12 protein-coding genes and 4 pseudogenes are annotated in these 16,341 nt (G+C 32.2%); 9 read left to right on the top strand and 7 right to left on the bottom strand.

The genetic code is table 11. From position 1 onward, the window contains the following. Positions 1-169: 169 nt before the first annotated feature. Complete coding sequence (locus BAQ49_RS02715) at positions 170-1,153, top strand: DNA-binding protein (RefSeq protein ID WP_071744090.1); 984 nt, start codon at positions 170-172, stop codon at positions 1,151-1,153. A 299-nt stretch (positions 1,154-1,452) separates the two neighbouring features. Here the strand turns inward: BAQ49_RS02715 and BAQ49_RS31035 are convergent. After that, positions 1,453-1,698, bottom strand: a pseudogene (locus BAQ49_RS31035) (transposase); the annotation flags it as partial. Between the two features lie 159 nt (positions 1,699-1,857). Between BAQ49_RS31035 and BAQ49_RS02705 the strand changes: the two are divergent. Next, complete coding sequence (locus BAQ49_RS02705) at positions 1,858-2,373, top strand: hypothetical protein (RefSeq protein WP_071744091.1); 516 nt, start codon at positions 1,858-1,860, stop codon at positions 2,371-2,373. A 617-nt stretch (positions 2,374-2,990) separates the two neighbouring features. Further along, positions 2,991-4,664, top strand: a complete 1,674-nt coding sequence (locus BAQ49_RS02700) for a M4 family metallopeptidase (protein ID WP_071744088.1) — start codon at positions 2,991-2,993, stop codon at positions 4,662-4,664. 521 nt (positions 4,665-5,185) lie between these two features. On the opposite strand, the gene BAQ49_RS02695 is transcribed toward BAQ49_RS02700, so the two are convergent. After that, the gene (locus BAQ49_RS02695; protein ID WP_244159060.1) at positions 5,186-5,332 is read right to left on the bottom strand and encodes a YxeA family protein; all 147 of its coding nucleotides are present in this window, start codon (positions 5,330-5,332) and stop codon (positions 5,186-5,188) included. A gap of 58 nt (positions 5,333-5,390) precedes the next feature. On the opposite strand from BAQ49_RS02695, the pseudogene BAQ49_RS02690 reads away from it, so the two are divergent. The 5 genes and pseudogenes from BAQ49_RS02690 to BAQ49_RS02670 form a co-directional block, all read left to right on the top strand. Continuing rightward, positions 5,391-5,612: pseudogene (locus BAQ49_RS02690) on the top strand (ATP-binding protein); the annotation flags it as partial. A 1-nt stretch (position 5,613) separates the two neighbouring features. Then, the gene (locus BAQ49_RS02685; protein WP_071744087.1) at positions 5,614-6,321 is read left to right on the top strand and encodes a response regulator; all 708 of its coding nucleotides are present in this window, start codon (positions 5,614-5,616) and stop codon (positions 6,319-6,321) included. Positions 6,322-6,531: 210 nt separating this feature from the next. Further along, on the top strand, positions 6,532-6,933 hold the full coding sequence (gene tnpA / locus BAQ49_RS02680) for an IS200/IS605 family transposase (protein ID WP_071744086.1): 402 nt from the start codon (positions 6,532-6,534) through the stop codon (positions 6,931-6,933). A gap of 5 nt (positions 6,934-6,938) precedes the next feature. Continuing rightward, complete coding sequence (locus tag BAQ49_RS02675; RefSeq protein WP_071744085.1) at positions 6,939-8,018, top strand: RNA-guided endonuclease InsQ/TnpB family protein; 1,080 nt, start codon at positions 6,939-6,941, stop codon at positions 8,016-8,018. A 220-nt stretch (positions 8,019-8,238) separates the two neighbouring features. Then, a pseudogene (locus BAQ49_RS02670) lies at positions 8,239-8,449 on the top strand (Tn3 family transposase); the annotation flags it as partial. A 518-nt stretch (positions 8,450-8,967) separates the two neighbouring features. Here BAQ49_RS02670 and BAQ49_RS02665 read toward each other — a convergent pair. Beyond that, on the bottom strand, positions 8,968-10,164 hold the full coding sequence (locus tag BAQ49_RS02665) for a DUF4046 domain-containing protein (protein WP_071744084.1): 1,197 nt from the start codon (positions 10,162-10,164) through the stop codon (positions 8,968-8,970). Positions 10,165-11,405: 1,241 nt separating this feature from the next. Between BAQ49_RS02665 and BAQ49_RS02660 the strand changes: the two genes are divergently transcribed. Next, positions 11,406-13,868, top strand: a complete 2,463-nt coding sequence (locus BAQ49_RS02660; RefSeq protein ID WP_071744083.1) for a PAS domain S-box protein — start codon at positions 11,406-11,408, stop codon at positions 13,866-13,868. 221 nt (positions 13,869-14,089) lie between these two features. Here BAQ49_RS02660 and BAQ49_RS32725 read toward each other — a convergent pair whose 3' ends face one another. The 4 genes and pseudogenes from BAQ49_RS32725 to BAQ49_RS32005 all read right to left on the bottom strand — a co-directional run. After that, a complete protein-coding gene (locus BAQ49_RS32725; protein ID WP_165616020.1) occupies positions 14,090-14,245 on the bottom strand; it encodes a hypothetical protein in 156 nt (51 codons plus the stop codon). 139 nt (positions 14,246-14,384) lie between these two features. Next, on the bottom strand, positions 14,385-14,858 hold the full coding sequence (locus tag BAQ49_RS02650; RefSeq protein WP_071744082.1) for a DUF1203 domain-containing protein: 474 nt from the start codon (positions 14,856-14,858) through the stop codon (positions 14,385-14,387). Positions 14,859-15,340: 482 nt separating this feature from the next. After that, complete coding sequence (locus BAQ49_RS02645; protein ID WP_071744081.1) at positions 15,341-16,078, bottom strand: class I SAM-dependent methyltransferase; 738 nt, start codon at positions 16,076-16,078, stop codon at positions 15,341-15,343. 178 nt (positions 16,079-16,256) lie between these two features. Further along, positions 16,257-16,341: pseudogene (locus BAQ49_RS32005) on the bottom strand (IS6 family transposase); the annotation flags it as partial.

Below are 16,341 nucleotides of genomic sequence, written 5' to 3'. Positions count from 1 at the left end.
AAAGATAATTTAATTATAAAGTGAATTTTAATTTCATATAATTTTAAAAATAAATTAAGTTGTGATTGTGTTATAATTAAATTTACATTATATATTTTTATTAATTTAACTTTACATAATAAAATTATTGATTTCACATAACAGAAGTTTACACATAGGAGGAAAAGGTATGTTTGAAAGACAGGAAATAAATATGAACACGAATGAAGTAAAAGCTTATTTAGGAATTAGTAGCTTCATTTTTAATACTCTTATGAAACAAGGACAATTAAATCCAATTAATCGAGAGACCTGGCGTTTAGATGGTAGCTTTTTATTTAAGCGAGAAGACATAGAAAAACTCAAAAAAGATCGTGAAACAGAAGGAATTACCTTATATCAGGCAGCAAAAGATTATAATGTGAGCATGTATCAACTTGAAAAGTGGATAGAAGAAGGAGTATTGACTTGTACTATACAGAAACATCGTAATCGTGAGACTAAATTTGTAAATGAGGAAGAAATAAACGGATTGGTACAGCGATTGGATCAGGCCAATACGCTGTATACATTCTCACAAAAATATAATGTAGTATTGTTCCAAAAATTTATGGAAGGTAATAAATTAGCACGCATTATATCCATTCCGAAGCGCGGGGATATTGTGCTTATTGATGAGTTTGGAAACAATATGACACTAGAAGATTCAATTAAAATGGGGTATAAGCCTGCATATATTTTATCTGATAAACCAAGAAGTCATCACCAAAAGTTTGTAAAGTTTCGTTTTCCTAAATCAAATCAATTGCGAAGTAACATTTTTCACTTAATTGACTTAGTATTACAGTATGTATCACCAAGAAATATTAAGATTTCTGAGGAAGATGGTTTTTGGTACTTTGATGTACGTCAATCCATTATTCAATTACCAATGCAAATGCAGGTAGAATGGATTGATTGTTTAACCCCATATATAATAGAAGGAAAATTAACAAGACGTGTTAATAATAGCGTGTATTTAGATAGCAGTAGTGTTACTAAGGCAGTAACGATAACAAGCAGTGAATACCATGCAATCACAAACATTGTAAAAGAAACGAACAGTTCTATTGAAGAATTTATTGCATCCGCAATTCGTGAAAAGATTTATGATTTTCAAACGTCAGACAACTAAATTATAAAAATAAAGAAAAGACGCTTTAAAGGGGGGCACCATACATGCCCATCAACTTAAGAACGGAGACAAAATGAACTTTCGTTCATATGAACTAAAAACCTCTTAAAATGCTTTTTGTCCTTAAAAATGAGCATGCCAAATAAGCCTAAGTAGGTATCATTTTCAAAAATTATACAGCTTTCTTTTGTTTTTCAAATCGGTTATACTCATAGACAACACCCATAATATCAAAGACTGTTTTCTTCTCATATCGATGAGATTTTCGCCTATTTTTCTGTAGTAGGTGGAATAGGTGGCTCAGAATCTTTGTTATTTCTTGGGTGTTTTTCTGTTAATCGATTAAAAATGATGCGTGCAAACAGTTGTTGCTTATCACCAATATAAGCATTTTTTAAACGAGAAATATAGTATGTACCTCGTTGTTCCATTCGATCTAAGTCTTCCAATGAAAAATAACCCAAATCACGAATACATAAATCTCCTGGTCGTAAGGTATCTAAGCACTCCGTACCAAATGTTTTGTCATTATTTTTTCCTGGTCCTGTTAAGAGATAATAAATTTGTTTAATTTACAATAAAGTCCTTTGAAAAATAATAAAGTTGTTTAATTCTTCTTGAACTAACGGTGCAGGATAGTTGAATAAGGATGATGATATAATTAAGGGGGAATTTACTTTATTTTATAATTTATGAGGTGGAAAATGGACTCTTTAGAATTAGACAAATCTAAATATATTGTCTCTAATATCAAAAACATTTTGCATAAAAAGCTTATACTTGATAAACCGTTAACTAAAGATGAGGTGAAAAAATTAAACCTAGTTAATCCCACTGTATACGAAAATGAGAAGTATCTCATTCAAGAACGGTGGTTTTATAGTATTAATATTGGAGAATGGGAAGATGTGGAGATTTTTATTCAAGGGAATAATGAAAATCCCAATGTGGAGATTATCGAAATGGCAGAAAAAATATTCGATGAACTCCATCTACATATAAGCAATGCATTAAAATATTTACAGAAATTCTTCCCTAATCAAGAAATGAAGAACTACTATCTATCCACAATATATTTTGGAAAGATGGTTAATTTTGACGATTATATATTTTCAGGGTTTAGTTTAGCTTTTATTTTTGATGGTCACTTTGAGTTTCAGTATAAAGTAAAGTTTAAAGAGGATGGATGGCCTATTGGTTTTGAAGGTGGGCCACTTTAATAATCATAGATAATTTTTTCTTATTGAACTAACGGGTGCTTTAGTTGAACAAGATTTAAACAACTTTATTATTGATTTTTGCCTACAAACACATTTAAATGATTAGAAATTAAACAACTTTAAAGAGCCTTACTACAATATGATTTGTAGCGAGGCTCTTATATTGTTAGATCAGAATTAAATAACTTTATTATCACTTTACAGGTCCAACTTGAAAGTTAAGAAATTCTCCTTTTCCATACTGATCACACACCTTTTAAAGAGTAGTACTATCAGTATTTCCAAGTTTGATAGACCATTTTCATATACTTCAAAGTTTTGGCACCAGAACTATAAATACAGTCTTTGCACCAAAACCTTATATAGCATGTTGCTCTCTTTTTTTATTGTATAAGAATATAAGTACTCAAATCATGCCACCTTTCCCCCTAAATTCCTCTATCCATAAATCATTATAAAAAAGGATATTTCTATAATAAGAAACAGAAAGAAAATTAAAAATATCAGAATTTTTAAAATGCAATTTTGCATTAATAATAACAAGATAACGTTTTTTTTGTATAATTCTTTAATAAGATGCATCTTTATTATACATAGTATTGAGAGGAGAAATAAAAATGAAGAAATCCGTCGTTACATTACTAGCAACCGGAATGGTTTTAGGGGCTCCATTTTCAAATGCCTTTGCAGAGGAACAAGTATCGCAGCAAGAAGCTTTGGACAAAATGGAAGTCGTTCAAAAAAAGTGGAATGATGAACAAGGAAATCCATCTTTCCTTTCAGGGAAATTATCTGATAAAAAAGTAGATTCAGAAAAAGAGGTAAAATCGTTCCTTGAAGAAAATAAGGAATTATTTAAAATCAACCCACAAACTGACTTAACACTGAAAGAAGTAAAGTCAGATGATTTAGGAATGAAACATTATGTGTACATTCAATCTATTAATAAAGTTCCAGTTGATGGTGCACGTTTCATTGTTCATACAAATCGTGAGGGCAAAGTAACAACGGTAAACGGAGACGTACATCCCGCTGCCGCTGACCATTTGAAAGGAAATACAAAGGCAAAGATTTCAAATGAAACTGCCCTTTCAAATGCATGGAAACATATTAATCTAGCAAAAAAAGATACATTTGTAGAAACAAGTGGGACTCCGTTAGAACAAATGAAAGAAACCGCAAAATCTACAAATGAAAAAGCTGATTTAGTTGTTTATGAAAAAGACGGAAATTATTACTTGGCTTATAAAGTACAATTACAATTCATTAAACCTTATGGAGCAAACTGGAAAATCTATGTAAACGCAGAAGATGGAACAATTGTAAATTCATATAATGCAGTTACAGATGCAGATACTCCGCAAAAAGGCTACGGCAACGGCGTATTGGGGGATCGAAAAAGCCTGAATACAACTTATAGCAGTCAATATGGAAAATACTATTTAAAAGACACAACAAAACCGATGAATGGTGGCGTTATTGAGACAACTACAACTAATCATGGCACTGATTGGCAAAATCCAAGTAATTCCTCTCTATTCGATACAGATAATGCTTGGATAGATAAGAGCCAAGCTCCTGCAGTTGATGCTCATTTTAATGCAGGAAAAGTATATGATTATTATAAAAATGTTCATAACCGTAACAGTTTTGATGGAAAAGGTGCAACGATTCGTTCTGGAATTAATTTCGGGACCAACTACAATAATGCATTCTGGAATGGACAACAAATGGTATATGGTGATGGCGATGGTGTTCAATTCGCACCGCTGTCAGGTTCTCTTGATGTTGTTGCACACGAACTAACACATGCGGTAACTGACAAGTCAGCTGAGCTTGAATACCTAAATCAATCCGGGGCACTAAATGAATCTTTTTCTGATGTATTTGGATATTTCGTTGATCCAGCCAACTGGGATTTAGGAGAAGCTGTAACTACGCCAAAAGTTGCAGGAGATGCACTTCGCAGCTTATCAAATCCTGAAAAGTATGGCCAACCTGCTCATATGAATGACTATCAATATTTACCACCAACAGAAGAAGGAGACAATGGGGGCGTACATATCAATAGCGGTATTCCAAATAAAGCTGCTTATTTAACAATCAATGCTATTGGTAAGGAAAAAGCAGAAAAAATCTACTACCGTGCTTTAACAACGTACCTTACACCAACTAGTGATTTCAGCAAGGCACGTGCTGCATTATTACAATCTGTTGCTGATTACGATGGCGTTAATAGCGCGACATATCAAGCTGTGCAAAAAGCTTGGAATGACGTAGGAGTAAAATAATAGTTTCATTGATAGAAAAGTGTAAAAGGACACGCTTGCTAGGAGTATCTGACGAGGGTGTCCTTTTTTCACTGTATTTTTTATCGTATACTTTATTTTTTCTCTTCGCGAGCTAAATCGATTACAACATCTTTTAATAGGGGGCACCATACATGCCCATCAACTTAAGAACGGAAACAAAATGAACTTTCGCTCAAATAAACTAAAAAACTCTTAAAATACAATTTATCATTAAAAATGCGTACACCCAATAAACCTAGTTAGGTATTATTTTTAAAAATCATGCAACTTTCTTTTGTTTTGAAAATTCACTTTACTCATAGACAACACTAAAACGGCCATTTTATGCTTCCAACAATAAAGTTTTAAATTACTCATAAAATTGCATATAATGCAAAAATATGATTCTAAAAATAAAACATCTTAAACGGTATATTTGTTAATTAAATTTATAAAATAAAAAGGAGTATCTCTTATTAAATAAGAGATACTCCTTTTTATTTGTTTTTGATAACCATTTATTATTTTACACCTAATTTTTCTTTTATTTTTGCAGGTAAATCCGTTTTTTGTACTTCTTCATAAGATTTAACTTGTGTGTCTGGTATATCTGTTTTCTTTTTGTCATCTTGTTTAATATAAAGGCGTAAAAATGCATTTTCTTTCATTTTTTCATTATTTGGTTTTTGACTAGTGAAGGTAACTTTTTTTCGTCTCCATCTTTAATTAATCATTACAGTACAAGATACAGGGAAAGGTATACAAGAGGATGAAATTGATGCATTATTTATAAAAGGTTATTCCACAAAGGGTGATAATCGGGGGTATGGTTTGCATCTTGTAAAGGAAAGCATACAGCGAATAAATGGGGAAATTTATGTTCATTCATTGTTAGGAACGGGAACGACAATAACGATTGAAATACCTAAAAGTAGGGATGAGAGATAAGATGATCAAAGTTTTGATTGTAGAAGATGATCCGATGGTGGCAATGTTAAATACACATTATTTAGAGCAAGTGGGAGGGTTTGAACTTGTCCATGCAGTTAAATCAGTTAAAGAAGCGATAGAAGTATTAGAGAAATCACGAGTAGATTTAGTATTACTTGATATTTTTATGCCTGAAGAGACCGGATTTGAGCTTTTAATGCATATTCGGAATCAAGAAAAAGAAATCGATATTATGATGATTTCAGCTGTACATGATATGGGGAGTATCAAAAAAGCATTACAATATGGCGTAGTAGATTATTTAATTAAACCATTTACATTTGAACGATTTAAAGAGGCATTAACTGTATATCGAGGAAAACTTACTTTTATGAAAGAACAACCAAAAATTAGTCAATCGGAATTAGATTCGCTAATTTTACAAAAAGAAAAAAGAGTGCCCTTTGACGATAAAGAGCTTCCGAAAGGACTAACAAGGCAAACGCTACAACTAATTTGGCAGCAAATCAAATCGCTTCATGGACAAGCGTTTACAACAGATGAAATGGCCCAATTAGTAGGAGTTTCTAGAGTTTCTATTCGAAAGTATGTAATGTTTTTGACTGAAATCGGAGTATTAGAGAATGAAACGGTGTATCAAAATGTGGGAAGACCAGTGAATAAATTGAGATGTATTGACCGAAATAAAATAGATTTTTACGTATAAGCGACTTATTATAAGTCGCTTATACTTTTTTTAAAATTACAGCCATTTCCGATCGAGAAAGCCCATCGCCTTTAGGCATGGGCTGATAGTGAGGTTAGATACGGAGTACCATTAAAAATCGAAAGGTTTGTGGTACTTTAAGTATCCAAAGTGTTGATATTTTTTATCCTTTTTGTTGCAGTTTAATAAACAAATTGATACAGTATAACCATGATAAATGATTATAGAAGAACTAAAACAACCGTATCATTCATTAACTATCATTTTGTGTTTTGTCCACGATACAGAAGAAAGATTTTTCTAAACACAAAAGTAGAAGAACGTTTCAAAATGTTGGTTCAAGAAATATGTAACGGACTGGATATTGTTATTATCGCAATGGAATGTGATATAGACCACGTTCACTTGTTTTTAAATACAATGCCAACACTTAGTCCCGCCGATACAATGGCAAAAATTAAAGGGGTGACATCAAAGCGATTGAGGGAAGAATTTCCTCACCTTATGCACCTGCCAAGTCTATGGACACGTTCCTATTTTGTTTCTACTGCTGGAAATGTATCAAGTGAGACAATAAAACATTATGTTGAAAATCAAAAAACACGGGGGTGAAACTTATGTCGCAAACCATAACAGTTCAAGTTAAATTGCTTCCAACAAAAGAACAAATCTGTTTATTAGAACAAAGTAGCCACGAATATATCAGAGTCATTAATGAACTTGTATCTGAAATGGTTGATTTAAAGAAAAGCACTAAGAAAAGTACAAAAGATGTTCTCGCTAACCTACCAAGTGCGGTTAAGAATCAAGCGATTAAAGATGCGAAAAGTGTGTTTTCTGCAAAGGTGAAAAAAAGTAAATACAAAATCGTTCCGATTTTAAAGAAACCCGTTTGCGTATGGAATAACCAAAATTATTCATTTAACTTCACACACATCTCGATTCCATTTATGGTGAATGAAAAATCAACTCGTTTGAAAATACGTGCTTTATTAGTAGATAAGAATAATCGTAACTATAATTTGTTAAAACACAAGTTAGGCACACTCCGCATCACAAAAAAATCTCACAAATGGATTGCCCAAATATCTGTTACAATTCCTACAACCGAAAAAACAGGAACAAAGATAATGGGAGTCGATTTAGGGCTAAAAGTTCCCGCCGTTGCAGTAACAGACGGTGACAGGGTTCGTTTCTTCGGAAACGGAAGACGAAATAAATATATGAAACGTAAGTTTCGTAGTGTCCGCAAGCAGCTAGGAGAAGGTAAGCAATTGAATGCTATTCGCCAATATAATGATAAAGAACAAAGATGGATGAAAAACGAGGATCACAAAGTAAGTCGTAAAATTATTGATTTTGCAATATATAATAATATATCTGTCATTCGATTGGAACAACTAACGAATATTAGACAGACGGCAAGAACAAGCCGTAAAAACGAAAAAAATCTACATACTTGGTCATTTTATCGTTTAGCACAATTTATCGAGTACAAAGCGACATTAGTTGGTATTAAGATTGAATATGTGAACCCTGCTTATACAAGTCAAAACTGTCCAAAATGTTCTGAAAAGAACAAGGCACAAGACAGAAAATACAATTGTAAATGTGGGTTTGAGAAACATCGTGATATCGTTGGGGCGATGAATATTCGCTACGCAACTGTGATTGATGGTAACAGTCAATCAGCCTAAGCACCTATATGGTCTGGTTTAGGAGGGGCAATGAGATGCCCTCATCTTGAAGGCTGTTCAAAACAGAAATGGACTGCGAACACTTAGTCATTCAAGAATCCCACCCGTTAATCCGTAAGGATTAGGGCTTGCGACTTCAGTCGTGGGAGTCTCAATATAGTGCTCAAAACAAAACTATTAATTGTAAGTGAAAAGTAGTAATCTTTCTGGTTCTGGTGCAAAGATTGCGGCCTATCCAAGGCAGAATAGCTTATCTGCAACTTTGTGTATGGTAGGAAGGATTAAAAGAACTTTATATACATTAGAATGGTTGCAGATCCCTGTGCTTAGAAAATGTGTACAGGTTTGATAAAGGTGGAGCAAAACATGTACTTGCTCGGGCTGTATTTTTTAATCGATTAGGAGAAATTCGTAATCGTTCTTATGAGAATTAATTATATAGAGCGATTGGTTTGCAACTTCTGATGTCAGTAATTGTATTATGGAATACGGCATAGTATACAAAAACGTAGGCTTACGCCTACTGACAGAAAACGATAAAGCTCATAAAATTATATGAGTTTATAATCACCTAGTTTACATAAGTAATCTTATCGGTAGTTGTAAAAACAAAAAATATTCCGTCTCAAAATCAAAAGTATTCTTATCTTATTGAGATATAATTAAAAATTTCTAAGCTAGTTTTTTATCTGCATTACATTGTGATTTTTATTCATTCGAATATCCTATTTTTTAGAAATTACAAGGTTTATATTATGGTATGAATAAAATAAATAGATATACAGAAAAGAACCTTCCATCTCAAAATAAAAAGTAATCTTAGTTTTTGAGACGGAAGGTGAAATTGAAATGTCACCACGACATATATTCCTTCCCTATCCGTTTGAAAGAACCGTGTATCTCTTCCTTAATAAATAATATGGTACTGAATAACAATCTTTTCATACAATCAGTTCACTTTCTTACTATTTTCCACTTCAAATTCTTTCGGATATATTTCTTTTAACATCGTAGAGGTACTCCCCCCCCAATATTTATTAAAAGGTGTACTTAATTTATTTTTCACCATCCATTTCCTTCCTCCCATTTTTAATAACTGTGAAACAGATATCCCTGCTTTATTTATTTCATCCTTAATTATTTTTTTCGCTTTCTCTTTTTCCCAAAACCTATTAGGTACTACTTTTAATTCCCATTCTTTAAATTGATTTGGATACGCCTCATTTAACATCTTATAGGGGCTATCCGACCAAAACTTCATGAGCGGTGTCCTCAATCCGTTATTTACAATCCACTTCAAACTATAATGTTTCTTTATATCTTCCTGAGACATGCCCTTTTCTTTGATGATCTGCTTAAAAATCTTTAAACTCTTTTCTTTATCGTTCCAAAATTTATTGGAAACTCTTTTTAATTCCCATTCTCTATATTCATTGGGATATGCTGCATTTAACATCTGATAAGCGTTGTTATTCCAATACTTCAACAGTGGTGTACCTAAATTTCTTTCTCTTAACCACTCCCCACTATGCACATCAAGTACGTCTTCTTTTGTTAATTTTTCTTTTTTCTCAATCCACCAACGTAAGGCCAACAACCCTTTTTCCTTAGTCCAAAAATTCTTAGGAACACATTTCAATTCCCACTCTTTAAATCGATCGGGATATGCTGCATTCAACATTTGATAGGGGCTACCATTAAAATAGCTCGAACATACCTCGCCCAGTTTATTTTCTATTAACCACTTCAAATCATACTTATTTAGTAATTGATACTCTGTTAACCTTTCTTTTTCTTCAATTATTCTCCTTAATATTTCCAATCCTTTTTCATATGTCCAAAAACACTTAGGAATATGCTTTAACTCCCATGGTTCAAATCGATTGGGATATGCTGCGTTTAACATCTCATATGGACTACTTCGATAAACCTGCATCACACTAGTTAATTTGAATTTTGTAATAAGACTCTGGTTCCATTCTTCTTTAATATCATCATTGCTCCATTTTAAAACTTCCTCAATTAAATATCGCGTTACCCTCCTTTTTGATTCGCCATTCACATCTTCGCTCCACGTACCACGGGGAAAACTTTTTCTTTTTCCATCTAATATTTCTCGATATATTTCCTCTATTTTTATTGTCAAGAATAGTTCACTCTCTTTCTAAAAATTCTCCTTATTCTTACCAGAAGTAATACCATTTGTGGTTTTATTGAAACACGAAGTTTTCGACGCGCAAATAGTAGAATTCCGCCAATTACATTCAATTATTTCAATGAAAGGATTAATGTAATTATAAATATTATAATGATTAAATGCAATATAATAAACTATTAATATAATTTAATCGTACTTTGCATACAGTTTTCTTTTATTTAGATATGAAAAATTGCATCAGAATATAAATTTGAATAAGATGCGCTTTTATAAATAACTAGTTGTAGAAAAAGGAGGATCTGGGTTTATGGTCTATTAAAAACTCTTAAGTCGATGGATATGGAGGTCAGCCCAAATACGTGTAAATCCAGAATCTTTTCAAGATGGGACAGAAAAAAAGCAGTCTTTAAAAATATTATTAGGTTTACATAGTTATCGATAATAGGTATTATGTAAATCTTATTAATACCTAGATACCTTTAAAAAATAAATATTCTAGTAACTGATGCTTAATGTGGAAATGGTAACTCGCGAAAAAAATGTCGAATTTGACAGAAAATTGTATATTTTTGTTGTTTTATTTTTATTTTCATGCTAGACTTATAATTACAAAGAAAGAGTATACAAAAACCCTTAGCGATATAATTGTCGGAATTTTTAGTTTTATTTGTTAGTTTGCTTTACATCATTGACATGTGTGTATGCATTTTTTCCTCCACTCTTTCTTTGCTGTGCCCTTTAGAAAAAAACAACTTGTCTTTGTCCAAGTTGTTTTTTTTCTGTAAAGATTGCATTTATTGTTTATGATTGTTGAGGTAGTAATTCAAAAAAGTACCTATCAGGGACATAGCTTTTAAGGCGAGTTTTTAGAAAGCATTTTTTATGAAAAATTGGCAGGAATCATTTAAAAATTAAAATACCCCCTCTTTTCTTTGTACCTCGACACATTTAATTTGTATAATATATAAACTAAGAAATTCAAAAAATAAATACATATGCATGTTTACATAAATCTGGAATGGAAATTTTTTGTGCTGAAAACTATATAAATATTGTTATCCAACACACCCAATTGATAACCCTAGTAAAAAGGGGCTAAATTTTTATCACTACTCATATTTCTCCTCCAAATATAGACTTATGATTTAGAATAATAGGACTAATTATGATGCAATTTGTAGGATTTTTATACTTTTTGTCGAATACATGTAAAAAGGAGGGAATATGGCATGCTGTTCACAGGATTCTTCATTAATCTATCTATTTTTTCTTTCCTAGCTAGTTCAGCTATTTTTATTCAAGTATTTATAAGGAAAATGGATAATAAATTTATCCATTTATTTTTGGGAACATATGCAGGTATCATAGCTGCTATTTTGATGATTTTTAATTTTAAGCACATGGGATTGTTTTATGACTTGCGAGCCGTTCCTCTTATTATTTCGTTTATTTATTTTGGTCGTACAGCTGGTTGGATTACGTTAATGTTTATTTTATTTATGCGTATTTTCTACCTTGGTGGTGATTGGGGACCAGCTTTGATAGCCGCTTTAGGAATTGCTACTATATATACTATATTCAAAACATATCTCAAAAATACCCATCCCTTTAAAAGCGTTTTTCTTTATCTAGCTGTTTATCTAGCCATAATTCATTGGGTATTTGGATTCTTTTTTCCTTCTATCTCACTTATACTTCTTGACATCCAAGGTACATTATTTATATCTTGCGGACTCTTAATTGGTGTTTTTCTTATGGAATCCTATCAAAATTTATATTACTTAACACAAGACCTAGCTAAAGCGAATGAAACTTTACTAGAATCAAAGCGGGAATTAAGGGATACCGTACATGAACTACAAGGAGGTATTGTTAAATTTAAAAAAGTAAATGGGAATTTTATTCATACTCTGTGTGATGGACAATTATTTTATCAACAAGGATTTCACTCTGAACAAGTTGTAGGGAAGCTTTTACCTACTATAGATTCTTCCATTATTCCATCCCATTTAGTTCCTCGATTACTAAAGTATTATCAACAGGCATGGGATGGTGAAGAAGTAACTTTCGAACTACCATGGCCAAATGATGAGACTATGATACTTTTCTCTCTTAGGCCAGTTAAAAGAGAGGGAACAGTCGTTGAGGTGGTTGGTTCTACTGTTGATATAACGAAAAGAATAAATGCGGAAAATGAACTAAAGGTAACGAAAGAACGACTGGAATCGTTTATTAATCATAACGTAGATGCTATCACTATATTTGATTTAGATGGACATATGCTGCAAGCGAATAAAGCTTATGAGAAGATATTTGGTTGGTCAGAAAAAGAATCAGTAGGAAAAAAATTACCTTGCGTACCTGATTTTTTAATGAATGAAACTTTAGAGTTAATCAAAAATATTAGTAATACCAATATACAAGATCCTGTTATTACTAGGTTAGAAACAGTTAGACAACGAAAAGATAAAACTCTAATTGATGTAAACGTGACGGTTTCACCAATTCTAGATTTAAGGGGCAATATAATTGCTTTATCAGGAATTTGTAGAGACATTTCTGAAAGGAAACAAGCAGAAAGAGAACGCCGTCAATTACATCAACAATTAAGAGACAGTGAAATGAAATACCGTGCGCTCATCGAACAAGCAACTGACGCAGTATATGTAGTAGAGCTAAATGAGGATCAACTTCCGGCTCGATTTATTGAAGTAAATCCTGTTGCGTGTAAAAGATTTGGATATAGTAGAGAAGAGCTTCTTTCGATTCCATTTCCTAGTAACGTTCCGCCAGATTCTCCGATAATCAAAAGAGTGATAGAAAAAATTAGAGAAGGGCAAACTTCTTTCACTTTGCAAGATGAATTTGTTTTTCCGACAGGGAGAACAATAACAACTGAATTTGGTGTCCGTGTTTTTAACTTGAATGGCAAAAATGTTTTCTTGAGTATCTCTCGAGATATCACAGAACGGTTAAAAACAGAAGAATTATTACGAAAATCGGAAAAACTTGCTGTAGTAGGTCAATTATCCACTGCAATTGCTCATGAAATTAAAAATCCTTTAACAGCAATGAAAGGGTTCATGCAGTTATTAAAATCAATGGAAAATAAGAACACTGAGCATTATATAGATATAGTGTTAGCAGAGGTTGAACGTATAGATAGTATTACTAATGAATTTATGACATTAGCAAAACCCGAGGCATTAGAAATTAAAACTAATGACCTGAATGTATTAACGAAGCAAATTGTAATGTTACTTGAGCCTCAAGCAATTATGAATTGCATACAAATTACAACTGAGTTTACGTCTGATACTTCATTCATACTTTGTGAAGAGAATCAATTGAAGCAAGCTTTTATAAATATCTTAAAAAATGCGATTGAAGCAACACCAATGGGAGGGGAAATCTTGATTCAAATCGAATATGTGCCTGATCAAAACCAGGTAAACATTCGATTTACTGATTATGGGTGTGGAATTGAACAGGAACGTATACCTTACCTAGGAGAACCATTTTATAGTCTCAAAGAAAATGGTATCGGTTTAGGATTAATGATCTGTTATAAAATTATTGAGAAGCACCAAGGAAAGATACTTATTGAAAGTGAAGTAGGAAAAGGAACAACAGTTAATATAAATCTTCCTATATCTACTCTCGAAAAAGAAAACTCTTATTCATCTTCTTAGATACATCCTAGAATCATGAAGTACAGCTATACAATTTATTAAATTTCCCCCTTTAGATTTAATTATCTAAAGGGTTATCTGTTTATGTTAAGAAAATCTCATATTGTACTCTCGCCATTTAACAGCTTTACGAACTGTTTGAAGTAGGGACTTCTGGGGAGGTATAAACTTTCTAATAATCTTAAATATAGAAATTTCCCTATTTCTACAAGTAGATATTTCTATATATCCCTACTTTTGTTATCAAAAATAAGTGAATATGCACCAGAACCTACAAAACCAACATCTCTAGCAAGATCCCGTAAGGTATTTGGAGATAAAAAACTTTGAATCTCTTGAGCAAATAGTTGTAATTCATCAGATACAGAAATAGACATACAAAAACGCCATCCTTTCCTATGATTCTACAAAAAGAATAGCGTATTTTTTCATTTTAGGGGAGGGTTTGTTGAAGTAGCCTGATAGCGATTGGTGGTACCCCTTATAGGATAATAGAAGTTTGCATTTTCAATTTTTTCACACTCTATTAACAAGGCAGTTATAGCATCCTGGTTTAGCGTTAAGAATGTGAATATATTCTACTTCTTTATTATCAAAAATTTCATCTATATTTTCTCTTAAATTTACACCTTCTGTAACCCTCGCTTCTACAATCATTGATTCAGCATTGTAGCCGCGTATAGATAGGTACCTATGATGTAACATAAGCGGAATTTCATTTACATCTAGCTTAGCGGTAGTTGCTCCCTTTCGTATAAATATAGGACCACTTGCTTTATAAGGCGAATTAACACTATGATATTGGTAATTCAGTAAGATTACCTCTTCTCCTACCTCTGCATCCTTCAAACTTATCCTGCAAGGATATCCAGGATTTTTATTTGCTATTATTTTGACTGCCCCGATACTTTTTAATGCTTCTTCATTCATTAGAAATAGGTTATTAAACTCCTTCTCTTGTAACGCAACGATTTGAAAGTTATTTCTCATATTCTATCCCTCCTTAATTAGTTGTTATAAAGCATTTCACTAATGATGCTACCACTAAAGTTCATAAAACTTGTTCAATAATCTTGCCCGTTTATTGAAGAATGAATTTTCGTAATCTTCATAGTAAGTTTAACATAAAATTCCACAGGAACCTCTAAAAAACTCATCCTTTTTAAAAGAGGATGATTGTCCAGTTTATTAATATCGGTTAAAGTAAATTGTTTATCGGTTAAACCTAGTTTCAGGGCTGGCGTTGACCTTGTTTTTTTAGATACTTTAGTAACCAAACAGAAGTTGTAGTACGTTCTAAAAATATATATTTTTTGTTTTGGGGAATAATGTATTTCTTAGCTTGATAGCGATGGGGTACCGCCAGCATTTTGGAAAAAACCATGCTAAGCAAAAAATATAATAAGCTGTCCATATGGACAGCTTATCTACATAATTTTCGAAAGCGGAAGTTAATCAACGAGGGTTTAATCTCAATATTTTCTTGATTTAATGATAATAGAAGATGGTCTCCGTTTTTCATTTATTAATTCTGGCATTTTTTCTAATCCTGCTGGAGTTGACTCTGGCTCAATAATTTTCTCAATTACAAAACCGTTGTCTATAAGAGTATTAATTAATGTTGAAATTGTTCTGTGATATTTAACAACACCATCTATCCACCAATGTTCCTCCCTTTTTCCTTCTTCCTGGTAATTATCTAATGCCCAATGCAATCTATTTCCATTATTATCCTTAAACCAATTATTCATTTCCTTTCGAGCTGTTACTATTGGATGTTCTGTTGAAAAGATAAATTCACCATCATTTTTTAACAGATCCCTTATTTTCTTAATTAGATGTGAGTAATCTTCTATGTAATGTATAACTAAAGAACTTGTTATTAAGTCGAATTTTTGATTTGGCAAATTAAGTTCTTCTATTGGTACACACATATAATCTATTTTTTCGTTTTTGTTATACATTTCAGCTTGTTCAATCATGTTTCTTGAGATGTCCACTCCTATAACTTTCGAGGCACCATTTTCTACACAGTACATAGAAAAATGACCAGTTCCACATCCCAAATCTAATACAGACTTATCTGTAAGATTAGCAATTATAGATTTAATTGCTGGCTGTTCAACAAAATCATTAAAGGTAAATCCATTTTCACGTAATGACTTATAATTTTTAAAGAAAAACGGATTATCATAAATGTTTTGTTTCATTATATACCTCCTATAATACAATCTATATTTTTTATATTCTAGCGGGCATCCCAAAATTCCTATATTAACCAAAATAAACTTCAACTAACCTGCTATTTAGTTGAATAAGGAACAGGGTTCTGGTGCAAATATTTGAAGAAGGACACGAATAATAGTAGATTCCTAACGGAATCGTATTTTATGCTATAAGTCCAAACACTTGATGAATGAACTCTTTTTGATTTTGGACAGACTGATTCGGTAAATTAATCTGTCCCTTTTTT

This window comes from Bacillus proteolyticus, from assembly GCF_001884065.1.
Lineage (GTDB): Bacteria > Bacillota > Bacilli > Bacillales > Bacillaceae_G > Bacillus_A > Bacillus_A proteolyticus.
Note: the sequence above shows the minus strand (reverse complement) of the source record. Positions and strands in the feature narration are given on the sequence as shown.